Origin of the sequence: Carboxylicivirga agarovorans, from assembly GCF_050589845.1 — a bacterium.
GTDB classification, from domain to species: Bacteria; Bacteroidota; Bacteroidia; order Bacteroidales; family Marinilabiliaceae; genus Carboxylicivirga; species Carboxylicivirga agarovorans.
The window spans coordinates 1-24,765 of sequence record NZ_JBNGPA010000049.1; the positions used below are offsets into that span (position 1 = coordinate 1).

Genomic DNA, 24,765 nt, shown 5'->3' on the forward strand with positions numbered 1-24,765 from the left:
GTGAAACTCAAGAATAATATACGGATGAAAGGGAAAATATCATCCTAACTTTTAGATGATTAGGCGGCTGCATACCAGATGATGTGATAATTAATTTAGGATAAGATTCTTGTTCGGATAATCCTGACTGTAATCTTTACTTCCAAATTTAAGATTTGAAAATCGTTGATGGCGGTTCTGTCGTTTACTATGACCAGTACTATGCACGATCTCATGGTACAGGGTTGAATAATACTCTTCATTTTTAAAAAAGTGTTTGGCATCCGGCATATGAATTTCATCCTTCAAAGGAATGTAACAGGCCTTTTTATTTCCATGTTTAATTACTGGTGCATCATTCCAGTTTTTTATTAATTCTTCGCATGATTCAATCGTTTCGAAATCATGGACAAAAGATTCGTCAGTAGGAATTTTCTTTTCACTGATACCTTCAATGTCATCTATGTGGAATACTCGATAGTAGCGAAGTATCGGAATTTCTTCGATTTCATTATCTTTCTTAACTTCTAATATTTTCCAGAAAATTACGATGAATGATTTGGCTCCCTTTTTAATGGATGCTCCTAACTGTTTAACCTGATTAAATGTTAGAAAGTAAGGTCGTTCAAATTCAAAACTCAATAAATACCAGAAATTAAATCCTCGGTAAGGTTTTTTCGAAATAAGATTACGTGGAATGGCATCAGAAGTTTTCCAAGGCAATGCCCATGGAATAACACCTTTCTCTAATCGATCAATAATTAAATTGGTGACTGTTTCATAAATATCAAAATTATTCATTGTATTTACTGCTGCCTTGCAGATTTATTTCGGCTTCTGGCACGCCATTAAATTTTGGCGAATACCATTAAGCAGAAAGGATACACGTCAAGTGTGCATGTCTGTTTTTTTAGATAAAAAACTGAACGCATCAGAAGGACGGCTGACTGTAAATCGGCAGGTTCAGCCGCACTTGACGAATCCTTTTCGGCGATCAATAACTTTGACGGAATTTATGTGGTGTGGATTTATCTGTTATTCTATACTGTTCTAGAAACGTAACTTACCGGCTAACCGATCTCTATACTTATTAGTTACACAGTTTCGGTGAAAAGACCGTAGATTTTCAAGTTCTGTCTTATTCATTTCCGCCAGGGTTTTGTATCGTTCTTCTAAGGTACCATGCCAATACTTCTTAAAAGGACAATTGTCAATTACCTGGCCATGAAAACATCCTAACATTGGTACCAAAAGATCTGCAACTGAATAATCAAACTTATTTTTCGAATTCATATAGCTTATTTGAAGATGACCTAAAAAAAGAGCGTGGAACCGCCACAATATTCGTTCCAGAGGTATCGTCAAACACCCGCACCACAAATACGAACAGTCCACGCAAGGCCATGCGTGATCTGCTAATACTCCTGTGGTGCATTAAAATTGACGATTTTCGGAACACAGAATAAAAGCTTACAAGCTATATTTTAATTTAAGTATATCTTTTCTTCATCACAAAATTATTTAATAATCGTTATACTGCAATAGTTACTATACATTATTTAAATCCTTATTATCCCAATCATCCATGCGATTGATCAAACTTTCTTTCAGATGATCCAGATAACGAGTACGTTCTATTTTTCTTCCTCTTATATCAAGAAATGCACGATAGGCATCACTTAATTCAATATTAAACATTAGCTCAAATAATCGTACCAGCTTCTTAATCTCAGTTCGCCCCTCATTGATTGATCTTGCGCTATGAATAGCGTATATCAACTCCACTAATGCTACTTTAGCATCTGTCCAGCGAAAGGATGTTTCATCAAGCCACTTGTATTTATTTAATGGTTTATTGCTATTCCCTTGCTTTACCAGCTCTAACTCTAAATCCAGATGCTTGATCAATTGCTCATGAGCGATAAATTTTGCCCATGTATAATCATGAGGCGCAGAAAACTGAGCATCCAACATCAGGTGTATTTGTTCTATATCTTTAACATCCTTGTTCATATTCCGTAAAAAATATTGCTTATCCATATAGTTCAGATTCAAACGGTAATACCTATATAAATCGGTATGGCTGATATAAAATTGTTCTAATTCCTTGATAATCGAAGATAGATAGCACATTTGTCCGTCACTGGCTAATGCAGAACGAAACGTTTCAATTTTCATTAATCTTAAGTAATAAATAAGTTGACTGTATACCTTTGGTTTTATCTCTTTAAAGAAATGAATTTCACATTTCTCACTTTCAAACCCTTCGGTCAATACAACATTCTTCATTTCCAATAGAGCCAAAGTGATCTGACCAATGGATTCTTCCATTAGTAATAATGGTTCAAGTCTTTTGTTTTCCAACTTAATCAGTCCGGCCTCCAAATTTTGAACAATTCGTATATGAGCTTCATTCATTACCATTCTTAAACTACCCGTTAGAAAAAGACTATCCCGATAAGAAGAAGCGAACAAAACAAGTTGGTAAAACTTATTTACCAACTTGCAACCTAAAATCACCAGAGATAATCCGGTTTTTACAACCAAATATCTCTCACTAAAATTCCCGATTATATAACTATGAGAGCCATACTGTAAATTTCGATATTAGGCCACTTAAAAGAAATAAGTAGATTACCTATTTTTATAGGTAATTTACCTAGAATTGATTAAATTCAATAGAAGTAGAAGGAATACCTCCTAAATTTACGGAATAAAATACACATGAAAGGGAACAAAATACTTCACCGGATTATTGATCTGGCTACTCTACAGGAACTGTTTGAGAGCTTCCATGCATTATGTGGTATTCCAATTACCTTAACTGATGTGAACGGTGGACTTCTATATAAGCCCAAAGGTGAACATATAGGTGCCGGCTGGATTAAAGCCTGTACCCATTATCACCGCCAATGCGAGCAAACCAATAAAAACTGTATCATCAGTGACACTTATCTGGCGCGACATTTAAAATCGGGTAAAGAGCATGCCATCTACACATGCTTGAACGGGTTAGTGGATCTAGCCGTCCCTGTTTATTGGGAAGGAGAACACATTGCCAATATATTCTCCGGTCAATTTTTTATGTCAGAGCCAGATATATCATTTTATGAGTCCTTAGCAGACAAATATGGTTTCAACAGAAGTGAATACCTTGCTGAAATAGAAAATGTACAACGCTTTGATGAAGCGAAAGTCCAAGAGATCATCCGCTTTTTAAAATCATTGGCCAGCCTAGTTACAAAAAGTATACAAAACTCAGAAGATGGAGAGTTGCCCCTAACTAAAAGCAAACAACTTGATAAGTTAACAGCTGACAGTAGACGCCGGGATGAAATTCTTACCACTACCTTACTGTCTCTTGATGATTACATCTACTCCCTTGATACGAAGGATTGCTTTGAAGAGTATTATACGCCATTTAAGGTAGGTTTATTGGAGGAAGATTATAAAAACATTAAAGGCCTGCACTATTCCCAACTGAATATCCATCCTCAAATTAAGGATGAGCTGTGCATTATCCTTGAAAAAGTTAAGCGCAGCAAGAAAACTCATAACTTTTACTTTCCATTGAAAAAAAATGGACACGTCGAAGAATACAAAGGAACTGTAGCGTATCGACGTAATGCCTTTAATCGTTTTGGAGGCACTACCCTGCACATCAGAAACATTTCATATGAAGCTAAAGCATACAATGAAGTCACTAAGCTGAAGCAAATAATTGATAACAGCCCTGTTGCCATTGTAATTACCGACAGTGATGCCAATATTGAGTACGTGAACGAGCAATTCTGTCAAAACACAGGTTATACACCAACTGAAGTTCTTGGACAAAATCCACGGATACTTAAATCAGGTATCACACCTGAAGGTACCTATGAGACATTATGGCGACAAATAAGTCAAGGATTGACCTGGAAAGGAGGATTTCAGAATAAGCGAAAAGATGGTAGCCTGTTTGCCGAAAAATGCATTATCAGTCCATATTATACCAATGGAACAATTTCACATTATGTAGCCATCAAAGAGGATATCACAGAGAAGCTGGCGATGGAAAAAGAATTGATTCGTTACAAGAATAAGCTGGAAGAGCGGGTTGTTGAAAAGAATAAACAATTACAAAAAAGTCAACATGACTATAAGGAAATAGTGGAACACCTGACAGGAATTGTTTGGGAAGTGAATATGCAAGGCCTTATTCGTTTTGTTTCACCTAATATCTTAAAGTATTCAGATTATTCTGCTGAGGAATTGATTGAACAACCTATCTCCTACCTTTTTAATCCAGAACTCCATGGTAAGCTTTATGAATTTGTCAATCAATTCCCCGAAAACCCAAGAGAATTTAGTGACTTTGAAGTATTCCTTGATAAAGCAGGCAAAAGAACCTTTTTCACCGCATCTGGTAAACCAATCTTCGATATAGATAATCAACTGATAGGTATACGTGGTATATCCATTGACGTTACCCAACAAAGAGAACGTGATAAGCAGGTGGTGGAAGCCATTTGGCAAGCTGAAGAACGTTTACGTACTCGTATTTCTATGGAGTTACATGATTCCATCGGTGCCACCATGTCTGCACTAAGCATGTACATGAACACCCTTAACACACAGTTTCCGGATAATTCCATATTACAACAGGTCGACTCCATTGTCAAAAAGACAGCTTCTGATATCCGAATGGTTGCCCGGGAACTAAATCCACCTGAACTGGAGACATTAGGCCTTGCAGAAAGCTTAGAAAGTATCAGCCTGTTATATAACCAGGTGGAACAAGTTAATATTAAATTCTTGACAGATAATCTTAATCTTGAACCGGAACGTAATATTAAACTGGCTCTTTACCGAATTATTACAGAACTCATTAACAATGCAATAAAGCATGGAAAAGCAACGGATATACAAATTCGCCTCTTTTCATTTGAAGATGAGATCTACATACTTTATGAAGATATTGGACAAGGCATATTCAATAATGGCTCTCCACAATCACTGCCTGGGAATGGTCTTAAAAACATACAAACTCGCCTAAATACTTACGGTGGGCATTGCCAGTTCTTTCCGATCGCAAACTGTGGATTAATAGTCGGAATGCAGTTAAAAGCAAAATCGAAAAGAGAGATACTAACCTAAAACCTAACATTATGAATTATTCAATAGCAATTGTAGATGACCACCCATTATTTATTGAGGGCTTTAAGTCATTTTTAAGGCTAAACGAGAAAATTGAAGAATTGAAGACAGCCCTGAATGGAAAGGTGTTTATAGATATGATGGAGGACGGTTATAAACCAGATATCGTTTTTATGGATATTCTGATGCCTGTTCTTAACGGTATAGAAACAACAAAATATATTAAAACCCATTTCCCGGAAACTAAAATCATTGCTTTATCATCACTTGAAAGTCTTGAACATGTTGAGCTAATGATCGATGCAGGTGTAGATGGCTATTTGCTTAAAGAAGTCTCTCCTGAAGAAATTACCAAAGCCATCGATGCCGTATTGAACAAGAATAACTATTTCTCAAATAAAGTACTCCTATCACTCTCAAAGCGTGCCATCATTGACCATGGCTCTAACAATAAACGTTTATTAAACAAGCCACTTAGCTCACGCGAAAGAGAAATATTGGTCATGTTTTGTAAAGGTTATACAAGACCTGAAATTGCCAAACGCTTCCATATATCTGAACGAACAGTTGATAAGCATAAAGAAAACTTATTAGCTAAGACAGGCTGTAAAAATTTGATCAGGCTGGTGATCTATAGTATCAAGAATGAGTTGGTCAACCTGGATTCATTATTAACATTTTAGAGGTCCTTTAAACAAATTCAAAACTTACTGGCAATGAAAAACTAAATGTACTTCCTTTTCCCGGTGTGCTATCAATTTCTAATGTACTATTATGTACCTTTAAAAAATCCTGACATACAGTAAGACCAAGCCCCGTGCCTTTTTCCATATGACTCCCAATAGCAGGTTCGATGCGCTCGTTATTTAATATCGCTTTCACTACCGTATCTCTCATACCACAGCCTTTATCCTGAACAGATACTCTAACACGGTCACAACCATTTTTATGTATTTTAACTTCCACATCCTCACCTTCTGGTGAAAACTTAATTGCATTAGACACCAGGTTTTGAAGGATTACCTTTATCATATCAATATCTCCTTTCACAAATACTTTTTCTTCTTTGTGTCTTACCAATAGCAATAAGTTCTTTTTATTCAGATTAAGATGGTAGAGACTACGCAATTCATCTAACATTGTCAATAGATTAAAAGTTCTGGGAATTGCTACTATGCGATTGGACTGTGATTGAGCCCAATTAAAGAGATTAGTTACCAACTCCATTCCCTGATTTGAGGCCATCCATATGGAGTCATAAAGCTTTTTTGTTTCTTTCTCACATACTTTCGCTTGTGCTTCACGCATGAGTAATTCACTGATAGCCACCATGGCTGCAAAAGGAGTTCTTAAATCATGACCGATGATGGAAAACAGTTTATCCTTAGATGTATTTGCTTCCTGCAAGTGTTGTTGTACTTGTTTCATTTCCGCCTTTACAACTTCTGATTTTTTCAATTGCTTATGCAGACATTTCAACAGGTTCTTTTGCTGACGAATCTGCTGCATCATATCTGTAATATTTTCCACACTTAAAACCAATAGCTCACCTGAAGAACTGCAGTTAATTTTAAGAGGTGATATTGAAATTTCGCAATAAGTTACTGCCTTTTCTAAACCGACACCTAATAAATCTCCATGAAGACCTGATGAAATAAACATAGGTGTATGTTCTTCGAAAACCTGTTCAAGCCTGGCACTAAAAAAAGCTTCTTCAAATACAGGAAATACTTTTCCCAATGCCAAATTTTGCCATGGTTTATCTGCTGTACCAATTAATTGTTTAAAATTTTCATTGCCATAAACCACTTCTCTTGATTGATTGACCAGACAGATACCTGTTGGTAAGGCATCGTAAATAAGCGACAGCTCTTCTAAATTCATAAATTAGACTCTGACTGATTATTAACTAATTTATCTAAGTGTTTTTGTAATTCAACTATAGAACGGAGCTCTAGAAAAATCAGTAATGTTCCTTTTATGGATTCTTCTTCTATAGCGTACTGTGTATTTGCAAGAATTACTGCGCCTATTTGTTCAGTCTTAAGCAGTTCACTTATATGCCCTTGATAATACTGTGGCAGTGAATAGCTGGATTGTAACTTTAATACATTTGATAAACTACCAATTACTCCATTAATAACAATATTACCCACTTCTGTTAACACATTCTTTTTTACCTTTCCAATACTTGCATCAACATTCAGCCATGGAGCAATTAACTCCAACAAACGTACTGCATCCTTATTAGGGAAAATTAGATTTACTCTACCTCCAAATGTTCCGTCAAAACCCATGTGTACAATAGAGGTATTTTCTTCAAAATCAATATAACTCTCGTAATCTTTATGACTCAGTATATGTACTTCAATTGTATTTAACGCAATTGGTTTATTAAGCATTTTATTCAACAGGTTAGCGCCATTTCCTACCCCAATGTTTATAAGTTCCTTTAATGCGTCCAACTGTAGACTTGTCACTTTCATAGACTATGAGTTGAAAAGTTGATTTACCTTTTTTAAAAGCTCCCCTTGCATTACTGGCTTACTTAAGAATGCTTTCGCTCCAAGTTCCTGACAACGCTGTCGTGTTGACTCCTGAATATCCGCAGATACAACAATCACTTCAGGACGATTTTTATAATCCTGCAAGGCTTCTAATAATTGTAACCCTGTCATCCGAGGCATCAGCAAATCAATAATCATGGCATGTGGTGGCTCATACTCCATCATTTCAAGAGCTACCTGCCCATCTTCCGCCTGAGCTAAAGCGTATCCTTGCCCTTCCAAAAGGCTCTCCAGGTATAAACGAGCCACGTAGGAATCATCTACAATCAAAATTTTCTTCATTGTTTCCATTTAGTAGGTTAATAACACAATTAATCAGTCAACGAGGTTAAGGTTGAAGAAGGTATTCCTAAATAGTTTTAAGCTAATGGGTTTGGGAAAGAATGCTTGTGCTCCAAGCGAATAACATAATTCTTTAACTTGTATTGAGTTATGTGACGTCATTACTAAGGTAGGGATTGAATAAGCTTCCTTAATCAGTTCTTCCATGACCTCATAGCCGTCCATTAGTGGCATTTCAAGATCCAATAGTATGACATCTGGTTTTTCACGAATAATTAGCGGCCATGCCTCAAGGCCGTTACAAGCCTCAATTACTTCAACACTAAAGTCCTTTAGCATGTACTTCCCAATCATACGGGCATCCTTGGCATCATCAACTATGAGTATTTTCATTCTCCGCATTATTTTCCCCAGCTCCAAACGAGCTTAAATAACTGAGAACAAAATTAGATACAAGACTTTATCATTAAGAATTAATTTTACCTATTTAGATATTAGTAAATTACCTATTATAATAGGTAATTTACCTAGAAGAGAGGGTTATTCATTTCTCTGGTGATGCTCTTCAATTCATACTTCAGTTTTCGATAAAAATTCATAGTTTAGTGAAGATATAATTTAACTCGATATGAATAAACAAGAATTAGTTTCAGCTATTGCTGAAAAAGCAAGTATTACAAAAGTAGATGCTGAAAAAGCAATTAACGCATTTGTAGAAACAACAAAAGAAACACTAGCTAAAAAGGAAAGCATTCAATTAATTGGCTTTGGTACATTTTCTGTTTCTGAGCGTTCAGCTCGTACAGGTAGAAATCCTCAAACTGGTAAGAAAATTCAGATAGCTGCAAAAAGTGTAGCAAAATTTAAAGCTGGGAAAGCTTTGGATGATAGTATTAACTAAAAGATACTATTGGAATTAGTGACGAGGGTGTCCAAAATTGAGACATGCTTTTTTTGTGCTTTAAAATAGATTTTCTTTGCATAATTGCTATGCTGCTGCGATGTTGTGTATGGGCTGATATTTGTGTTTAAAGCTAGATATGAAGGCTAATAGTCGTTTCCCAGCTAAATAATTAGCTTTTTGAGCCTTTTCCTTCAGCTTTTTGGTCATCTTACTAATATTTAAGGCAATCGCAACTAGGCCAAACTCCAGGCCAACACCTTCAAGCCCTTTTAATTTGAATCGATTAAACCCTTTGTTGTATTTAATCTGACCAAAGACGGCCTCTGGCTCAATGGGGCGTTTACTTCGGTGGTTGAGGCCTTTATCACTGTTAAGTGCTTCTCTGGCTTTTTGTTTGTAAGCCCTCAGCCTAAAGTTTACTTCAATGCTACGGTTGCCCTTACCTTTGAAGCATCGTCCCCTGATTTGGCAGCCGCTGCAGTTTTTTGCCCTATACTTGCGTAGTGTGCTATTATAGCCATTGGTATTTTGTTTTTCGTACTCTGCAACAAAATGCATGTGCTGTCCCATCGGGCATACAAAGTAATCGCCTACTGTATTGTAATGCAAATTCTCTACTTTGTACGGATCGGTTTTAAACGCTTTCTTTTGTTCTGTATGAAAATAGTTGAACTTCACATAGTGTTCAATTTGCTCTTTTTCCAGATGCTCGTAATTTTCTTCGCTGCCATAGCCACTATCAGCTACTACTTCTTTGGATTGCTTATCGTAGCGCTTACAAAAACCTGTGAGGTAATCAATAAAAGTGCGTGTGTCAGTTGGATTCTGATAAATGCCATAATGAGTAATAAACTGGTTCTCGTTACTCATCTGCACATTGTAAGCTGGCTTTAATTGCCCGTTCTTCATGTGGTCTTCTTTCATGCGCATGAAGGTGGCTTCCTTGTCAGTTTTAGAACAGGAATTGCGGCTGTCACCAATGTCTTCGAGTTTTTGTCCGTATTCTTCAAGTTTGGGCAGATGCTTGTTCTCCAACTCCTTTACCAGCTTCTTGACTGGTTTCTCCTGCGCTTTCTCTGACTACTTGATTTGCGCAATCCGCTTTTTGAGTTCGTCCGAATCAAAAGGACGAGGTTCATCATCATGGCTTTGGTTATCGTCGGCAATACCATGTTCTATTTGCTCCAGAATATTGCCTATCTTCTTCTCCAGACTGGCTTTGTACTTTTCCACAGACTTGCGCCAAACAAAACTGTAGCGGTTGGCCCTACTTTCAATCTTTGTACCATCAATATACTGTACATCCAGACTTACATAGCCCAAATCAACCAGGAGGAATACAACTTGCGTAAACAGCTTATGAATGTGCTTTTTCAGGCGCTTACTTCTAAAATCGTTAATGCACGAATGTTTCGGGAACTGCTTTCCACTAAGCCACATATAAGCAATACATTCTGTCAATGCCTGCTCCATCTTACGGCATGAAAACACATTACTCAGATAGCTGTAAAACAGCACTTTTAGCAACATTCTAGGGTGATAGCCTTTACAGTCGCCAGCTTTGTAACTCTTTACGATATCGTCTATATCAAGCTCATCCACCACTTGACTGACTAAACGAACCGGTGCATTCTCGGGAATAAACTAATCAAGGCGGGACGGGAAAAGCTCAGATTGACCTTGATTATAGGGCTTGAAATTGATTTGTTTCATGCCTTAAGATACTTAATATTAGGCATTTAAACAAATAATCAAGACTATAATTCATTGATTATGAATAAAAAAGAGGGCATCCGTTTTTTGGACACCCTCTTTTTGCTTTAGCTTAGTTAGTTTCATTTTAGGTGGTTTTGTGAGACACCCTATATTATTCATAAATTTTTAATATGCTTTCTTTTAGCTGCCCTTTTCCAATTAATTCTCTCAACAAAGGTTTGATATTATTCAATGTTTCGTCACTTACTCCTACTGTTTTTATCCTTGACTAAATAAAAATTCTAAATCTTTTAAATCTGAAATATATCTAATTTTAATATACTCAATATCTCTCATATAAGGACTTTTATTTGGAATCTTTACAAATTCAGCACTATCAATTTCATTATTAAGCTCTTTAATTATCTCAATAAAATCAAGCCCTTTAAGTTTAGTAATCACTTTATCTAGGCTGAACCTATTACTAGCTACTTGGTAATCCATATTCTATCTAAATGTTTGTTAAAATGCCTTTTTTGAGACTAATGATAATCTATGCACATTCCGAGTAAGATGATTAACAAAGGGATACTTGCAATAATTAAAACTGGTAATTGCGTAGAATTTCCTTACCTCATATTCATATTTCAATGGCTTTCTTGTATTAATTGTGTTTCGTGAGATTACTTTTTAGAATTGGAAAGTAAACTAGATCCACTGGCCTTCCAGAAAGCTTCCCCACAAGTTGTACATACGTAATCTTTTTTTCAGGAAAGGCTACAAGAGCTCCCAATTACTAATCAAAATTTTCAACAACTTCCCATCACACTTTGAATTTTTCTAATTCTTGTGTGGCCTTACCTAAAAAATAGATTCAAATTAATTAAGCATGGCAAAGTATAATTAATATCTTAATGAGATTTCACACAAATCAAACAGAATCCACAAACTATTTTTTACTTAAACATTTAATTTATAAGATACGTTAATAAAAAAACAGCTGCATTACCTTGATTTTAAACGTTTCATATTCAAATAATTTGCAATTATGATAAAATAGCTCTCTTAAATAACCTAATCAACTATCTAATACATACCACTTATGTTTGGATTCAACACTTACTATCATTCAAAAGCTATTTAAATAGTGATTTAAGACCACAGCCTTATGAGTATAATGGATTCACTTTTTATTAACCTATTCTACTAATAATTATACCAAACACTAAACAGATCTAAATCTATAAATTATGAATACAACTCGAAGTTTTATTACCATTTTAATAGCATGTTGGTTTACCTCAATGCAGCTAAGTGCCCAAAGCGACTTAAATACTATTGAAGAAACAGAGCTAGATTCAATAGTTAAATCAAAATTCAAAGTGACAATTGGCGGACAGCTAAAACTAAATGGAAACTATGATTTCAATGCGCTTCAAAACTACGAATCATTCAATGTCCCCTCAATACCAACCGGGTCTAATTCAGATAACAGCAATCGACTTAGCTTAGGTGTTAGACAATCACGTCTTAAACTTGAGACTTTATACAACTCACCATCAATAGGTCTTGTAAGTTGCTATTTTGAAGGTGATTTTTTTGGACAAGGCACTTTCAATTTTCGACTCAGACATTTTTACGTTGATCTAAAGTCATTTCGCGTGGGACAGTCTTGGTCCGTTTTTACAGATGAAGATGCTTGGCCAGATGTTATAGATTTTGATGGACCACCAACTGGCATCTGGGTAAGGGCAGCACAAATTAGATATACTAAAAACTTCAATAATACTAAATGGGCTATTTCTCTGGAAACCCCGCGTCCTGACATTCGACAAGTTGCAGAGATTGATTCTACTCTTACTGAAACTTATCAAGGCTTTCCTGATCTTGCTACTCACATCAACACTTCTGGTAATTGGGGACATGCCCAATTAGCATTTGTATACCGCAAGCTTCATTATAAATCATCTGAAAAGACTTTATCGTCGCATGCCGGAGGTGTTGCTTTATCAGGTAGTTTAAATATTGGAAAACATGATAAAATAATTGCTCAAGGAACTATTGGCAAAGGCATAGCCAGTTATCTGGTTTCATTTGGCGGAGGTGGTTATGATGCAATACCTGATGGTACTGGAGATTTACAGTTGCTTCCGATTTACGGAGGTTACGTTGCTTATGAGCATTGGTGGGCTCCAACTAAATTAAAATCAACCTTCGTTTATGGGTTGACACACCTTGAAGCAGATGTAGAAAAATTTTCTCACAGGAAATCAATTGCACGTTTTTATTCTGGTAATTTGTTTTGGCTGCTTGATGATCATATAACAACAGGAATTGAAGCCTTATATGGAGATGTAGAAGACTTTAACAGGGAAAGTGGTGATGCTTTTCGAATCGAATTTATGCTTTTGTTTAATTTCTAATTACTAAAAATAAGCTACATGAAGACTATTCGTTCCATTTTCTCAACAAATGACATAAGTATTAATCTGTTATTAGCTTAGAAGGTAAATCAGTAAGACTAATGATCTTTTGCGGAATACTAGTATTAGTATTTGCCAGTTCGTTAATTGAAAAGCTAATATCATAAATTTAGACTTTATACAATATAACTTATGCAGAAACTACAGATTATTTTAACATTGTTTTTCATTGTTTTCGCAATTGGATGTAACACTAGTTCACAAACTGAAGAACCTGAAAAAAATATTCGTCCGATAAAGGTATTCTCCATTTCGGATTATTCGCAATACTCAGGAAGAATCTTCCCTGCTCTCACAAATGCCATTCGTGAAGTTGAGTTATCTTTTCGTGTATCTGGGGTTTTAAATAAATTCAATATCCAAGATGGTCAACTTGTTCATAAAGGAGAACTAATTTCAGCTATTGACTCAATTTATATCACTAGAACAAATCAATTAAAAAAGACAAATTCTTCTCTCTTGATGGTACATCTAATTTTATTTACAATGCAAAAAATAACGAGCGAAGGAGCAACTGTGCCTGATGGCAAATAAACAGAGCCGGCTTAATGCAAACAAATACCAGGCTATGATTGTGTGTGAAAATAAGGAATCAATACAGCTCGAGATTCATTTAGCTTATGTAAGTCTTGAAGAGGCCATTACTAAAATTAAAATTGCAAATAAAACCAAAGAAAGTGCTCATGAGAATCTGAAAATCGCCAATAACAAATACAAAGAAGTTTTATCATCTATTATCGAAGTAACAGAAGCTCAGACTTTTTTTTGGCAAAATGCCGTTATTAGCCAGCTATATTCAATAAGGGTAACTATTATTATAGTTTGACTGCTTATCATCGAGCTGTAGGTAGTTTTTTAAAAGGCCTCCATAACGCCAAAATACAAGCCTTGATTACCATCAACTCCCCATGCAAAATCAAGCCTTAAGTTAACTTTTTTAGCTTTCGATATAGTAAAACGAATTCCTGAACCAATGCTGGGTAACCAATGCCTTTCAAAAACCTTTTCTCCATCTTCCATTTCTTCAGTTCCCCATACACTTCCACTTCCTGCAAAAGCAACAGCTCCCCAGCGCTTATAGAAATTCCATCTGTATTCAACTTGAGCTGCAACCATATTCTTACCTTTGTATTTACCTGTTGTATACCCTCGTAATGAATTACGCACCCCATAATTCTGATATCCATCAAAAGGCACGTCTCCTGCGGCAAATCCACCATTAAGTGCTAATGCAAAAATTTTCTGAGAATTCAGGTTTGTATAATATTTAAACATAAAGTCTGTGTCTACATAATTATTATCACTCCCCAACCAAGTTGCATTCATTTTTGGTCGAATGCTTGCAACAAGCCCTTTAGTAGGATAATACGGATAGTCTCTACTGTCATATGAAAGATTCAAACCAATGCTTGAAACAAAATTATCTCCAATGTCGTTCTGTTTAAAAAAATCTTCCGTAAACTCATTCTCTGCGTCCGTTCCCTGATCAAACTTGTACAGTGTTTGTGTTCCAAGGTAAAGCATGCCCAAATAAAAATTATTAATTATCCGACGACTATACTCGGCTGAAATAAAATAACGTAACTCTGAAAACACTAGATGTAAATCTTCCACATCTTGGTTATATAAAAAGTCATTATTAATCCTTATTGTACCTATCACAAGAGTTGCCCGATGCCGATTATCGCCCCAAAATAATTTTGTCATAGGAAAAAAATAGTAGCTCTTATTTGTAGAATATAATCCTGCTACTCGAACAAGTGAGGGAGGTGAAAGAGTATCCTTTTTCATTGGCCTAAAGAATAACATACCCATTGCCCCAAAACCTGTCTTCATAGCTGGGCTATTACTTATTATTGGAACTGCTACTAATGTTTTAGTTGACTTATCAAATAATGAATCAGGTTTACTTTCTTTAGGTGAAGTTTGTGCAAACGAATAAGATGAAACTAAAAGAAATATAAAAAGTGAGCAAATCTTGTTCATATGATTTGTCCTTATATTGTTAGTTATAGTTAAAGAGTGATTAATACTAAATGAAATAATGTATAAGGGATACATATCTTATTCATAAATAATAAATAATAATTCTTGCCTCCTTCTTAACATTGTTAACATTAATAATTTCAACATGTTTAACATTTAAGGCTGTCGTTTCTTTTAAGTAGACCAGAAGTTCATCTTCTTTAATAGGAGCCAATAAATGTATTTCGTTAATTACCATCTCTCTCTTATTCAGAATAGCTCTCTGTCGGTATATTTCAAGAAAAAATGTTGCCACAATAACGATGCTATTACAAACGATTAAACCGCGGTATACATTCGGAAAATTCGCAAGTGCGTTTATAGCAGAAGTAGAAATTATCACAAACAAATTCACCATTTCATAAAAAGGTACATTCTTAGTCCTAAATCTGAGAATACTAAAAACAGCAAATAACCCTAAAACTATTCCGAGTTCTACCTTTACCATTCCTAAATACGAACAGGTAAGAAAGATACTGATACCCATCATAATAAATGAAGGTGCGAATTGCCTATTTGCGATATTTTCACGATAACGAATCCATGTTATTAAAAGTATAACTAATAGATTGATAACAAATCGAATCAGCACTTCATGAAATTCGAAGTAAAATACATTGGCTTCTGTCATAATACCTACTATTAGATGATTATTTAAGACAAGTGCTTTTCATATGCTTGACTGTTTTTCCATTTTCAATTCCCTGAAAGAAAGAATCAAGATATGAGACTACTTGTTTTTTTACTCTATCCTCTATATGATCAAATGAATTAATATAATTATGCATATCATCTCGCTTTTTTAGAAATTCCAATAAGGCATTTTGCAAAACAGTATCCTCTCTGCAAAGTCCTGCGTAGTATCGCTCTGTTACATTCCTAATCTTTGAATCCTCACTTGGAACAGCATACGAGGCATTAACCAAACCACAATAATCAAAATCATATGGTATTAATACTCCATTAACTGTTGTGATTGGTTCAATTGGGGTTAATACTTTTGTGTTGTGTTGACGATATACCGACCAATCTGTATTACCAACCATATACTGAAATATGGCTACCCGATCCAGTATATCAGGCTGAATATGTTTTTGAGAAACATTAGATACTTTTGTCGGTAATAAATTTAAACGTTCTCCTAAAACACTCAATGGCTCAATAAAAAAACCGTAATGAGAAATAGTCTTTTTCTTTTTTCCCGTATCGATATAATTTATCTGAACTAAGCGCACACGAAAGCTTATATCTGAAATAAGATTATACAATTTATAGACCATGTACTCTTTGAAGATGTATTGAGTGTTTTTCGGAGAATAATTACAATGTGTTACCAGTTTCATGGTACTAATCTCATTAACATCACTGTATTTAAATTTGGCTTTTTTAAAATTTAATTTTAGGGGTGGGAATGTACAATATTCATTTCTGAATGCACCTCGAGATTTTATTTTAATTTCATTGCTAACAGAATCATTTTCACTAAAGTGATATACCAAAAGGGCATTTAAATATTCATCTTTGGGCTTTTTTCGCGTATAAGCCTTTACATCAAAATAAAGAGATAGCTTAAGTATTTCGTCTTGCTCAAACAAACCGAAATCATTATATATTGTATCAGAAATTCCATAATCATCGCTTTGTGCTAATGAAATACAGAAGTTAAATGAACATAAGACAAACAAGAAGTACTTCATAATGCTAAAATCTTTTTTTTCCTGGAATAAATAGTCTTTGTTTCACTCGGTAATTCATTAAACAATTGGTAATAATCAGAGGCAAAATGTCCCAAATGATTCACTCCATAATGACGAGCTATGACAGAAATTAATTCACCTGAAGTATTAGCAATAAGCTCCATCCTTATACAATTTAACTTACAATGATTAATGTAGGTTATAGGAGAAACCATGAAACGTTCAAGAAAACCATATTCCAAAGTCCTCTCTGATACACCTGTTACCTTGCAAAGTTGTTTCATCGTTATACTAGAACGAATATTTTTAGAAATATAGCTAACCGCAATACAAATCGCAACATCCCTTTTCCTATTTAATTGTTTGATAGAATACCCTTTTTTTCTATCAATAAAACTTAAAATCATAAAAGGTAAGCGATATTTAAGCTTATGAATCAAATTCGGATTATTAACAGCTGAAGGCTCTTTTTCCAGTCTCGTGAAAATTATTTCCAGAAAGCTCTGCATGTAATATATAAAATGATTATTAATCGAAAAAGCACTTTCATCGTTGATAAGCGTCTTGCTCAGATTTATAAATTTATGCTCATCGATCATTTTTTGCAAATGTTCTTCCCAAATACTTATTGTATAAACATCGAAATAATCATGTGAAATACCATCAAGTGTGCATGTTTTTGAAAAAACAAGAAGTTTACTTGAATCTACTTTTCTGTTTAACCAGAAATAAGGCGATGTATCTCTGGTTGGAATTACGAATGTTCGATAGCCTTTAGGTGTTAAGCCATCTTGGTCAATAGTCCCTTTTAAAGTAGTTCTGGATATTTGAATCAATCCAATATCCACAAGACTTAATTTTCCATAAAACTCACTAGTATCTAACTTCTTAAAATCTAGTTCCCAATTCTTTGCTGCCTCTTTCAAAAATTCAAAGTCCAGGTACTCCTGTTGTATGTAAAAATAAGTTTGGTTTTCCATATGATTTGGTTTAAAGTACATTCCATAACAATCTTACTTAAAAAAGTATACCAATCAAAAAGACATCACCTTACTTTTTGCGGAATATTGATAGTCACATTTCTAATACAAACAAATAATAGTTCTTTGTGTTAAAAATTAAATATTAACATGCTATATATCAACAACAACTTAAACCATCTGCAAAAATCTTTGTTAGATATAAACTAGAAACGTATAATTCTAAACTAATACGATTATGAAACAAATCAGATTGAGCTTACTTCTTTTTTTTGTAGGCATTTTACTAAACAATGTTAATGCTCAGGACATTATCCATGATGCCGAACAAAACATACTTATTGACCAGTATGGTGTTGAATGGGCAAAACAAGACAAAGAAATTGACAAAAAACTTAAAGCCCTGGAGAAGAAGTATGGTAAGAAACCTAATATTGTCCACATCATGTGGGACGATAATAGTTTTGGAGAAGTTGGAATTAAGGAGTTTAACTATATCCGTGGTTTCAAAACTCCAAGATTAAATACCATGGCTGAAGAAGGGATGACCTTTACTCGCATGTATACCGAGCCATCCTGCACTCCAACACGCGCTGCTTGTTTAACAGGTCGCTTAGCGGTTCGGAGTGGTATGTACACAGTGGCTTTTCCGCCGGAAGGTAGTGGACTACCCGCTGAAGAAGTAACAATTGCCGAGGTATTGTCAGAAGCTGGTTATAATACGGCGTTTTTTGCCAAAGCACACCAAGGAGATATTGAAGAAAGTTATATGCACAATCAGGGTTTTGATGAAGCCCAATTTTCACTTTACAATCAATTCCCTCCGATTTTCTGGCACGAAACAGGTGAAGCTGGTCAAATGACTGTTGGTTACACAAAAAACATGACAGAAAAAGAATACATTGTGGACCAAACATGGCGCCCATATGGCTACATAATGGATATTGAAGCAAAAAAAGGTGAAAAGGCAAGAGAAACCCTTCCTCCTACCTTAGAAAACTATCGCAAATTAATAGATGTGCATCAAGAAAAAGCTTTGGATTTTATTCGTCGTAAAGCCAAAGATGATAAACCGTTCTATTTAGCATACTGGCCAAACGTATATGACCTTAACAGATCAGGTCAAGAGTTTACCACAAGTAACGGAACTGCATTTGCTCAAAATATGGAGCGCCTGGATCGACATGTTGGTGAAATCATTGACGAATTAAAGAAACAAGGCATTTCAGAAAACACGCTAATCATTGCCATGGCTGACAATGGTCCAATGACTGAAGCCCCTCAGGCCATGTATCAAAATGTATTTAATGGTGGTAAAGGCGACTATCGTGAAGGTGGTATTAGAGTCGCAGCTTTTGCACAATGGGATGGAGTTATTGAACCAGGTACAGTTATAGGTGATATCTTTGCCTGCCATGATTTATTTACTACATTTGCTCGTTTAGCAGGTGCTACAAAATACATTCCTCGCGATCGAATCATTGACGGCATAGATCAAACAGCTGTATTCCTATATGGAGATGGTCAAAGTAGACGCGATTACTACCATGTTTATACAGGACCTTACCACGCAGCCACAATTAAACAACAATACAAACGTGTTTGGATTGGTGGACGTCCCGGCTTAGTTAAAAACGATTTTTATGATTTGTACGCTGACCCTCGTGAAATGCGTGGCATGATGGCACAGTTCTTATGGGCGTGGGGACCATTTGACATGATGAAGAAACGTCACGATGCAATGAACAAGAAGTATCCATTTACTCCTACTCGACATGATGTGCCTTTTGGCGGTATTGAAAATCTTCGCCCTGAGTCTAAGACTTATGTTGAAACAGTGAAGAGAACTATGGAAACAGGTAAATAAAGCTATTCTTTATATAACAAAGGGAAAGGTTTATTGCCTTTCCTTTTTTATATAAAAAATGAAACTCACGTTTAAATACTTTGCTAATTAAAACATGCCTCAAGTAACATTTTATGTATCAATTATAATCAAGATTACTAATTGGGACGTCGACTCAGGACAAAAAGCAATTGTTTTTTAGGGGGAATATGGGAATGGGTATAAGAAAGATGATTAGAATTCCGGATTTAATTATCAACTATAATACTCGATTTTTTATAATGTAGATAGTCTTGAAGGATGGATAAAATGGCTATCTCATTTTAAATTATATTTCAAGATAAAACTATATTTTATGAGGTCTTTTTTATATATCGCAGCCGTCCTGATATTACTAGGGATATCTGCATGTGTCAATCAATCAATTAAAAATTCATCTTCTTCAAATACAAGGAATGATAAAATTAAATTAAAAGTTGCGGGTTACGATCTTGACCGACTAAAAGGAATTTACCTTGGTCAAGTTCCTATTAATGGATTTGAATATGAATTTCACAAAGTTCCGATTGGGGATGCCAATACTGCAGCTTTTAGCGGTGCCGGCACCTACGACATTACAGAAGTAGGCTTACATCCGTTTATGTTGGCATATGCTAATGATAATTTTAAAGACTATAAACTAATTCCTGTTTTTCCGATCAGAACTTTCCGTCATAAAAGTATTTTTATTCGAACAGATGGTTCTATTACAAAACCGGAAGACCTGAAGGGAAAAAGAATAGGTACACCAGGCTATTCTTCCACTTCACTTACCTGGATTCGCGGCATGCTCAAGGACGAATACAACATTGATTCCAAAGACATTACTTGGGTATTATCAAACGAAGATTCTTCAAAAGAAGCAGCTGGTAATATTTCAAAGAATGAGCAGGTAGTACCCAAAGGAGTTACGGTTGAATGGGGAACCGCCGGGAAAGATGAATCTGAGCTCTTGCTTAGCGGTGAGGTAGATGCACTTTTTCACGCCGCCGAACCCAAAGCCTACGTCCAAGGCAATCCAATGATTGGTCGACTTTTCAACGATTCTAAACAGGTCGAAATAGCTTATTATCAAAAAACAGGGATTTTCCCAATAATGCACGCTGTGGCCATTAAAACCCAATTGGTTGAGAAATACCCAGAATTACCCAAAGTCGTCTTTGAAGCATATGCCAAATCAAAAGCGCAGAGTTTTGTCTTGCTAGACAAAGCAGGATGGGCCTATTCATCTCTTCCCTGGTTTGCGCAAGAATATGAAGAAACAAAGAAAGTTATGGGTAAAAATTATTGGCCATATGGAATTGAAGCCAATCGAAAAACACTCCAAGCACTTTTCCGCTATTCATATGAACAAGGACTAGCCTCTTGTGAGTTAACGATTGAAGAACTTTTTTTTAGAGAATCATTAACATTAAAAGATTAAACCGGACCTGATAGTAAACCCCAATATGAGAAAAATTCCATTTACAATATTAATCCTTGTGCTAACAACTTCAGCTTTTGGGCAAAATGAATCTGAATGGCAGCTTTGGAGTAATATTGTAGTCGGCTCAAATATAACCAGTCAACTATATGTACATGCGGATATTAGGCATCGGCAAAATATCGGTAATAATTTCTGGAATAATACGGGTATATTAATCAGAGCTGAATACTCTTTTAATAAGTTATTGAATGCATCATTTGAACTATTAAATAACCATACGAAACAATCCTCTTCGATCAGTAATTATGAATTTGCCCAACGGCTTGGAATAAAGGTATTTATTCTCCGTAATGGCGTTAATATATTCAAACTTAAAAAAGGGCTGGAAGGTTTTTCACCAAAAACCGAACTAACCAATTTAACCCGATTTGACCATCGAATTTTTAATTATCCAGATGTGGATATCACGGATTATTTTTGGCGACTAAGAAATAGAACTCAATTTAAATATGCACTAAACCGGGAGACATTACTCGAAAATAAACTCTTAACATTATTCGCGGATCTAGAACTCTTTTTCCCACTCAGTAATGAACCCAAAGAGCGCTATTTATCAAAAATGCGATTTAGAATTGGCCCTGAGTACCGTTATTCAGTCAGATGGCGATTCAGAATTCTTTATGCTTTCGATCATGCCGGAAACGGCTTCTCTAATAATGACAATATAGAAAGTCAAATGCTAAACCTTAGAATAAAGTATGTATTTTAAAAAGTAAACTATGATTGTAGGACTATTAACATTATTATCATTGCTGTTTTTTGGAGGCAGTACTGAGAGTTACTATTTAGTAGAAGATTTAGATAAAGCTTCGAAAATTTATGTGGTAGATAAAGACCGACAAAAGGCTATCATTTCAAGGTTAAAGAGCGAAAAAAAAGTAGCAAATGCTTATTATAAAGAACGAAGTAAGAACCTTAAAAAATTTAAAAGTATTCTGATTGATCCAGATGCTTCCAAAGAGGAATTAGCTAGCTTTTTTGTCAAACAAATTGAAAGTGTTGAAAACCACCAAAAACTAGTTTTTAAAACTCGATTGGATGTTTTAAAAAACATCGAACAAGATGAATGGGAGAAGATTGTTGAATATTCTGAAAACAAAGCTAAAAAAATTAAAGACAAGGCTAAAAGGAAGTTGGAGATAAAAAGTAATCCTTGGAATGACCTTCAAAAACTGGTTGATAAAACTATTATTAACGAACGCAACCATAAAGCAGTAAGTCAAGAGCTTGAGTTATTAAGAAGAAATTTTAAAAAAATGAGTGATGCTATAACTGAAAGAAATGTACAGGACAATGAAATCATTCGAAACTATCATTCTGATATAGATGCCCTTTGGTCAATTGGACATGACATGAATGAGATCAGAACCCAAACGTATCAGAGTGTGGTGCTATTCAGAGAACAAATTAAAAATCGTACAACAGATGATGAGTTTACCAAGATTATGAAAGCAATTTACAAAACAGTTATTTAATTGTATGTTAAGCATATAAACAAGTAAACCTATTGATGAAATGAAACAATCCAGGAGTTTAAAAATTCTCTTATTGATTACAATAACATTTGGTGGCCTTGTCACACACGCACAACAAGCAGACAGCATCATGTCTAAAGCTGAACTTGAATCACTTCATCGTGAATTAGACAATCCATTAGCAAAACGCTGGTCATTAGTTTTTCAGGAGAATTTTGGTATTAACCAAGGGACTCTGGTGGATGGTAATGTTACTTCAAATACTTTCTTTTTTCAACCAGCACTTCCTATACCATTTGGCAAGAACAAAGTCTTTACAGCACGCCCTGTTTTTCCCATCGTTACTCAGCCCGACTTTTCAGCAGATGCCAGTGGAGGGAAGAAAGTAAGTGGTTTTGGGGATATCCAGATGGCCGCACTTTTTGGTCCAGGTAATGCAAAAGGCCTTGTATGGGGTGTTGGTGCCACTTTTGTTTTTCCTACAGCAAGTAGCAGTCATTTAGGTCAAGGTAAATGGCAGGCAGGTCCAACTGTTATGCTATTCCATTTAGCCAAAACCTGGAATAAAGGAGTATTTATTCAGCATTGGTGGTCTTATGCAGGAGATGATGATCGTGCAGATGTTGCCCTTACCGACTTTCAATATGTTATCAGACGTAATTTTAGTAACTGGTCACTAGGAATGGGACCATCCATAAAAATAGACTGGAAACTAGGATGGGATGATGGCGTCACCATCCCTATTGGATTAGGATACACTAAAACAGCTCTAATTGGTAAGATGCCAGTAAAGCTGCGACTTGAACCTCAGTTCAGTATTTATCGTTCCAGTATATATGCCAATGTATGGAACATTCGCCTACAAGTTGCTCCAGTTATAAAAAGTCCATTCTTTTAAATCCTACTGACCATGAATTTTATCCTTATGTCCACATCCACATCTTTTACACAAAGGTATCGATACCTGATTATATTATTTATCGCTTTACCAATCAAACTGTTTTCACAGACACAAGAGCATCAGGATCAAAATGACCTCCATGGCATACATAATCATAACAATCATGCAGGTATTTTTATCGGTTCAACAGCACAATATAACAATGGCAGAAATCTATTTACTCTAGGAATAGACTATACACGGTTTTTCAATCAACATCAAAAATGGGGTATTGGATCTTTTCTTGAAGTCTTCTTCGGCGATCACACCCAATGGCTGGGGGGTATCCCAATTATTTATAAGCCCAGTGATAATTTAATTCTAAGAACAGGGCCTGGTATAGAACTGGTAAAAGATAGCGAGAAAAATATTACAGGGAAATTAGTGTTGAGGGCAGGAATTGCATATGATATTCATTTAAAACATTTTTCTATAACTCCCAGTTTTGATATTGATTATGTGCGTCATCATCCGTCTATGGTTTGGGGCATAGCTATTGGGAAAGGTTTCTAGGTAGAAATATACATTCAAACTTCAGTTTGTCTTTTGAGGATATCAGTTTGTCGGTCAGGAATAAAATAACAGCCACTAATCCAACACTTTTGTAATGTGAAATAACAATAACAAATAATTAAAATTTACAGTCATGAAAACATTAAAGAATTACACAAAAGTACTTGGAGTTGCAATCGCATTATTTACATCGATTGCTAGTTATGCTCAAGAATCAATTACCCTTCCTAAGGGAACCAATGTTTCGATAAATGTGGATAGAAATATCGCATCAAAAAGTGTTCAGCCGGAGTTTCAGTTCGGTGGCGTCGTTGATTTAGATGTATTGGTAAATAACGAAATTCTCATTCCTGCCGGAACAAAAGTAATGGGTAAAGTTGTTTCAGTAAAGACAGCTGGAAAAGTTGCAGGACAAGCTGAGCTTGTATTAGTATTAACAAAAATCCAAAAAGGGGATAAATACATTCCTGTGGAAACAGAAGCATTAGCAGTACAAGGTGAAGCACAAGGTAAGAAAACTGTCCGAAATGTTGGTGTAGGTGCAGCCACTGGAGCTGTTTTTAATAAAGGTAAAGGTGCTGGAAGAGGTGCAGCAGTTATGGGTGCTGCGACCTTATTAGGTAGTGATGGAAATATCACGATACCTAAAGGATACAACTTACAGTTTCCATTAGCCAGTGAAGTAAACTTTGAATAATATAATCAATTAACTTATATT

The 24,765-nt window shown here is 35.4% G+C and carries 26 protein-coding genes; 13 read left to right on the forward strand and 13 right to left on the reverse strand.

What is annotated here, in order from left to right; all coding sequences use genetic code 11:
- Nucleotides 1–90 precede the first annotated feature (90 nt).
- Nucleotides 91–780, reverse strand: a complete 690-nt coding sequence (locus ACRD69_RS23720; RefSeq protein WP_430817637.1) for an ArdC family protein — start codon at nucleotides 778–780, stop codon at nucleotides 91–93.
- A 747-nt stretch (nucleotides 781–1,527) separates the two neighbouring features.
- Nucleotides 1,528–2,397, reverse strand: coding sequence for an RteC domain-containing protein (locus ACRD69_RS23725; RefSeq protein WP_430817638.1), 870 nt, complete (start codon nucleotides 2,395–2,397; stop codon nucleotides 1,528–1,530).
- A 306-nt stretch (nucleotides 2,398–2,703) separates the two neighbouring features.
- Here ACRD69_RS23725 and ACRD69_RS23730 point away from each other — a divergent pair, with 306 nt between their 5' ends.
- Both ACRD69_RS23730 and ACRD69_RS23735 read left to right on the forward strand, forming a co-directional pair.
- Entirely contained in the window at nucleotides 2,704–5,115 is a 2,412-nt protein-coding gene (locus ACRD69_RS23730; protein ID WP_430817639.1) for a PocR ligand-binding domain-containing protein, read from the forward strand.
- A gap of 11 nt (nucleotides 5,116–5,126) precedes the next feature.
- Nucleotides 5,127–5,798, forward strand: coding sequence for a response regulator transcription factor (locus tag ACRD69_RS23735; protein WP_430817640.1), 672 nt, complete (start codon nucleotides 5,127–5,129; stop codon nucleotides 5,796–5,798).
- 7 nt (nucleotides 5,799–5,805) lie between these two features.
- Here the strand turns inward: ACRD69_RS23735 and ACRD69_RS23740 are convergent, their stop codons facing one another.
- Genes ACRD69_RS23740 through ACRD69_RS23755 form a run of 4 tightly spaced genes read right to left on the reverse strand, consistent with a single transcriptional unit; the run spans nucleotide 5,806 to nucleotide 8,357 of the window.
- Nucleotides 5,806–6,999 carry a sensor histidine kinase gene (locus ACRD69_RS23740; protein WP_430817641.1) on the reverse strand — a complete coding sequence of 398 codons (1,194 nt, stop codon included), beginning with the start codon at nucleotides 6,997–6,999 and terminating at the stop codon, nucleotides 5,806–5,808.
- Complete coding sequence (locus ACRD69_RS23745; protein ID WP_430817642.1) at nucleotides 6,996–7,601, reverse strand: hypothetical protein; 606 nt, start codon at nucleotides 7,599–7,601, stop codon at nucleotides 6,996–6,998. Before ACRD69_RS23745 ends, ACRD69_RS23740 begins: the two co-directional genes overlap by 4 nt.
- 3 nt (nucleotides 7,602–7,604) lie before the next feature.
- Nucleotides 7,605–7,964, reverse strand: coding sequence for a response regulator (locus tag ACRD69_RS23750; RefSeq protein WP_430817643.1), 360 nt, complete (start codon nucleotides 7,962–7,964; stop codon nucleotides 7,605–7,607).
- A gap of 33 nt (nucleotides 7,965–7,997) precedes the next feature.
- Entirely contained in the window at nucleotides 7,998–8,357 is a 360-nt protein-coding gene (locus ACRD69_RS23755; RefSeq protein WP_430817644.1) for a response regulator, read from the reverse strand.
- Between the two features lie 235 nt (nucleotides 8,358–8,592).
- Between ACRD69_RS23755 and ACRD69_RS23760 the strand changes: the two genes are divergently transcribed.
- The gene (locus tag ACRD69_RS23760; RefSeq protein ID WP_430817645.1) at nucleotides 8,593–8,865 is read left to right on the forward strand and encodes an HU family DNA-binding protein; all 273 of its coding nucleotides are present in this window, start codon (nucleotides 8,593–8,595) and stop codon (nucleotides 8,863–8,865) included.
- 87 nt (nucleotides 8,866–8,952) lie between these two features.
- Here ACRD69_RS23760 and ACRD69_RS23765 read toward each other — a convergent pair whose 3' ends face one another.
- From ACRD69_RS23765 to ACRD69_RS23775, 3 genes are all read right to left on the reverse strand, one after another.
- A complete protein-coding gene (locus tag ACRD69_RS23765; RefSeq protein ID WP_430817646.1) occupies nucleotides 8,953–9,903 on the reverse strand; it encodes a transposase in 951 nt (316 codons plus the stop codon).
- A 45-nt stretch (nucleotides 9,904–9,948) separates the two neighbouring features.
- A complete protein-coding gene (locus ACRD69_RS23770; RefSeq protein ID WP_489685678.1) occupies nucleotides 9,949–10,509 on the reverse strand; it encodes a transposase in 561 nt (186 codons plus the stop codon).
- Nucleotides 10,510–10,842: 333 nt separating this feature from the next.
- The gene (locus ACRD69_RS23775) at nucleotides 10,843–11,067 is read right to left on the reverse strand and encodes a hypothetical protein (protein ID WP_430817648.1); all 225 of its coding nucleotides are present in this window, start codon (nucleotides 11,065–11,067) and stop codon (nucleotides 10,843–10,845) included.
- 746 nt (nucleotides 11,068–11,813) lie between these two features.
- On the opposite strand from ACRD69_RS23775, the gene ACRD69_RS23780 reads away from it, so the two are divergent.
- The 3 genes from ACRD69_RS23780 to ACRD69_RS23790 all read left to right on the forward strand — a co-directional run bounded on the left by ACRD69_RS23780 (nucleotide 11,814) and on the right by ACRD69_RS23790 (nucleotide 13,872).
- Nucleotides 11,814–12,986: a DcaP family trimeric outer membrane transporter gene (locus tag ACRD69_RS23780; RefSeq protein ID WP_430817649.1), complete on the forward strand. Its 1,173-nt coding sequence runs from the start codon at nucleotides 11,814–11,816 to the stop codon at nucleotides 12,984–12,986.
- 192 nt (nucleotides 12,987–13,178) lie between these two features.
- Nucleotides 13,179–13,580 carry a biotin/lipoyl-binding protein gene (locus tag ACRD69_RS23785; RefSeq protein WP_430817650.1) on the forward strand — a complete coding sequence of 134 codons (402 nt, stop codon included), beginning with the start codon at nucleotides 13,179–13,181 and terminating at the stop codon, nucleotides 13,578–13,580.
- Nucleotides 13,570–13,872 carry a TolC family protein gene (locus tag ACRD69_RS23790; protein ID WP_430817651.1) on the forward strand — a complete coding sequence of 101 codons (303 nt, stop codon included), beginning with the start codon at nucleotides 13,570–13,572 and terminating at the stop codon, nucleotides 13,870–13,872. The genes ACRD69_RS23785 and ACRD69_RS23790 overlap by 11 nt, the downstream gene beginning before the upstream one ends.
- 29 nt (nucleotides 13,873–13,901) lie before the next feature.
- Here the strand turns inward: ACRD69_RS23790 and ACRD69_RS23795 are convergent, their stop codons facing one another.
- From ACRD69_RS23795 to ACRD69_RS23810, 4 genes are all read right to left on the reverse strand, one after another.
- Complete coding sequence (locus tag ACRD69_RS23795) at nucleotides 13,902–15,032, reverse strand: BamA/TamA family outer membrane protein (RefSeq protein ID WP_430817652.1); 1,131 nt, start codon at nucleotides 15,030–15,032, stop codon at nucleotides 13,902–13,904.
- Nucleotides 15,033–15,114: 82 nt separating this feature from the next.
- On the reverse strand, nucleotides 15,115–15,702 hold the full coding sequence (locus ACRD69_RS23800; RefSeq protein ID WP_430817653.1) for a DUF4956 domain-containing protein: 588 nt from the start codon (nucleotides 15,700–15,702) through the stop codon (nucleotides 15,115–15,117).
- Between the two features lie 19 nt (nucleotides 15,703–15,721).
- Entirely contained in the window at nucleotides 15,722–16,768 is a 1,047-nt protein-coding gene (locus ACRD69_RS23805; RefSeq protein ID WP_430817654.1) for a hypothetical protein, read from the reverse strand.
- A complete protein-coding gene (locus tag ACRD69_RS23810) occupies nucleotides 16,765–17,748 on the reverse strand; it encodes a helix-turn-helix domain-containing protein (RefSeq protein ID WP_430817655.1) in 984 nt (327 codons plus the stop codon). Before ACRD69_RS23810 ends, ACRD69_RS23805 begins: the two co-directional genes overlap by 4 nt.
- A gap of 238 nt (nucleotides 17,749–17,986) precedes the next feature.
- Between ACRD69_RS23810 and ACRD69_RS23815 the strand changes: the two genes are divergently transcribed.
- The 7 genes from ACRD69_RS23815 to ACRD69_RS23845 all read left to right on the forward strand — a co-directional run bounded on the left by ACRD69_RS23815 (nucleotide 17,987) and on the right by ACRD69_RS23845 (nucleotide 24,744).
- Complete coding sequence (locus ACRD69_RS23815; RefSeq protein ID WP_430817656.1) at nucleotides 17,987–19,615, forward strand: sulfatase-like hydrolase/transferase; 1,629 nt, start codon at nucleotides 17,987–17,989, stop codon at nucleotides 19,613–19,615.
- A 334-nt stretch (nucleotides 19,616–19,949) separates the two neighbouring features.
- Nucleotides 19,950–21,056, forward strand: a complete 1,107-nt coding sequence (locus ACRD69_RS23820) for an ABC transporter substrate-binding protein (protein ID WP_430817657.1) — start codon at nucleotides 19,950–19,952, stop codon at nucleotides 21,054–21,056.
- 25 nt (nucleotides 21,057–21,081) lie between these two features.
- Nucleotides 21,082–21,828, forward strand: coding sequence for a DUF2490 domain-containing protein (locus ACRD69_RS23825; protein WP_430817658.1), 747 nt, complete (start codon nucleotides 21,082–21,084; stop codon nucleotides 21,826–21,828).
- Nucleotides 21,829–21,838: 10 nt separating this feature from the next.
- The gene (locus ACRD69_RS23830) at nucleotides 21,839–22,594 is read left to right on the forward strand and encodes a hypothetical protein (protein ID WP_430817659.1); all 756 of its coding nucleotides are present in this window, start codon (nucleotides 21,839–21,841) and stop codon (nucleotides 22,592–22,594) included.
- A gap of 40 nt (nucleotides 22,595–22,634) precedes the next feature.
- Nucleotides 22,635–23,492: a hypothetical protein gene (locus tag ACRD69_RS23835; RefSeq protein ID WP_430817660.1), complete on the forward strand. Its 858-nt coding sequence runs from the start codon at nucleotides 22,635–22,637 to the stop codon at nucleotides 23,490–23,492.
- Between the two features lie 12 nt (nucleotides 23,493–23,504).
- Nucleotides 23,505–24,047, forward strand: coding sequence for a hypothetical protein (locus ACRD69_RS23840; RefSeq protein WP_430817661.1), 543 nt, complete (start codon nucleotides 23,505–23,507; stop codon nucleotides 24,045–24,047).
- Between the two features lie 133 nt (nucleotides 24,048–24,180).
- Nucleotides 24,181–24,744, forward strand: coding sequence for a hypothetical protein (locus ACRD69_RS23845; RefSeq protein WP_430817662.1), 564 nt, complete (start codon nucleotides 24,181–24,183; stop codon nucleotides 24,742–24,744).
- Nucleotides 24,745–24,765: the final 21 nt, after the last annotated feature.

What these genes read in the sequence shown, in the direction of transcription:
- ACRD69_RS23775 (WP_430817648.1), bottom strand. Translation starts at nt 11,067, where the DNA reads ATGGATTACCAAGTAGCTAGTAATAGGTTCAGCCTAGATAAAGTGATT.
- ACRD69_RS23735 (WP_430817640.1), top strand. Translation starts at nt 5,127, where the DNA reads ATGAATTATTCAATAGCAATTGTAGATGACCACCCATTATTTATTGAG.
- ACRD69_RS23800 (WP_430817653.1), bottom strand. Translation starts at nt 15,702, where the DNA reads ATGACAGAAGCCAATGTATTTTACTTCGAATTTCATGAAGTGCTGATT.
- ACRD69_RS23805 (WP_430817654.1), bottom strand. Translation starts at nt 16,768, where the DNA reads ATGAAGTACTTCTTGTTTGTCTTATGTTCATTTAACTTCTGTATTTCA.
- ACRD69_RS23720 (WP_430817637.1), bottom strand. Translation starts at nt 780, where the DNA reads ATGAATAATTTTGATATTTATGAAACAGTCACCAATTTAATTATTGAT.
- ACRD69_RS23745 (WP_430817642.1), bottom strand. Translation starts at nt 7,601, where the DNA reads ATGAAAGTGACAAGTCTACAGTTGGACGCATTAAAGGAACTTATAAAC.
- ACRD69_RS23755 (WP_430817644.1), bottom strand. Translation starts at nt 8,357, where the DNA reads ATGAAAATACTCATAGTTGATGATGCCAAGGATGCCCGTATGATTGGG.
- ACRD69_RS23790 (WP_430817651.1), top strand. Translation starts at nt 13,570, where the DNA reads ATGGCAAATAAACAGAGCCGGCTTAATGCAAACAAATACCAGGCTATG.
- ACRD69_RS23820 (WP_430817657.1), top strand. Translation starts at nt 19,950, where the DNA reads ATGAGGTCTTTTTTATATATCGCAGCCGTCCTGATATTACTAGGGATA.
- ACRD69_RS23830 (WP_430817659.1), top strand. Translation starts at nt 21,839, where the DNA reads ATGATTGTAGGACTATTAACATTATTATCATTGCTGTTTTTTGGAGGC.
- ACRD69_RS23835 (WP_430817660.1), top strand. Translation starts at nt 22,635, where the DNA reads ATGAAACAATCCAGGAGTTTAAAAATTCTCTTATTGATTACAATAACA.
- ACRD69_RS23840 (WP_430817661.1), top strand. Translation starts at nt 23,505, where the DNA reads ATGAATTTTATCCTTATGTCCACATCCACATCTTTTACACAAAGGTAT.
- ACRD69_RS23845 (WP_430817662.1), top strand. Translation starts at nt 24,181, where the DNA reads ATGAAAACATTAAAGAATTACACAAAAGTACTTGGAGTTGCAATCGCA.
- ACRD69_RS23750 (WP_430817643.1), bottom strand. Translation starts at nt 7,964, where the DNA reads ATGAAGAAAATTTTGATTGTAGATGATTCCTACGTGGCTCGTTTATAC.
- ACRD69_RS23780 (WP_430817649.1), top strand. Translation starts at nt 11,814, where the DNA reads ATGAATACAACTCGAAGTTTTATTACCATTTTAATAGCATGTTGGTTT.
- ACRD69_RS23740 (WP_430817641.1), bottom strand. Translation starts at nt 6,999, where the DNA reads ATGAATTTAGAAGAGCTGTCGCTTATTTACGATGCCTTACCAACAGGT.
- ACRD69_RS23815 (WP_430817656.1), top strand. Translation starts at nt 17,987, where the DNA reads ATGAAACAAATCAGATTGAGCTTACTTCTTTTTTTTGTAGGCATTTTA.
- ACRD69_RS23725 (WP_430817638.1), bottom strand. Translation starts at nt 2,397, where the DNA reads ATGAATGAAGCTCATATACGAATTGTTCAAAATTTGGAGGCCGGACTG.
- ACRD69_RS23825 (WP_430817658.1), top strand. Translation starts at nt 21,082, where the DNA reads ATGAGAAAAATTCCATTTACAATATTAATCCTTGTGCTAACAACTTCA.
- ACRD69_RS23810 (WP_430817655.1), bottom strand. Translation starts at nt 17,748, where the DNA reads ATGGAAAACCAAACTTATTTTTACATACAACAGGAGTACCTGGACTTT.
- ACRD69_RS23730 (WP_430817639.1), top strand. Translation starts at nt 2,704, where the DNA reads ATGAAAGGGAACAAAATACTTCACCGGATTATTGATCTGGCTACTCTA.
- ACRD69_RS23785 (WP_430817650.1), top strand. Translation starts at nt 13,179, where the DNA reads ATGCAGAAACTACAGATTATTTTAACATTGTTTTTCATTGTTTTCGCA.
- ACRD69_RS23795 (WP_430817652.1), bottom strand. Translation starts at nt 15,032, where the DNA reads ATGAACAAGATTTGCTCACTTTTTATATTTCTTTTAGTTTCATCTTAT.
- ACRD69_RS23760 (WP_430817645.1), top strand. Translation starts at nt 8,593, where the DNA reads ATGAATAAACAAGAATTAGTTTCAGCTATTGCTGAAAAAGCAAGTATT.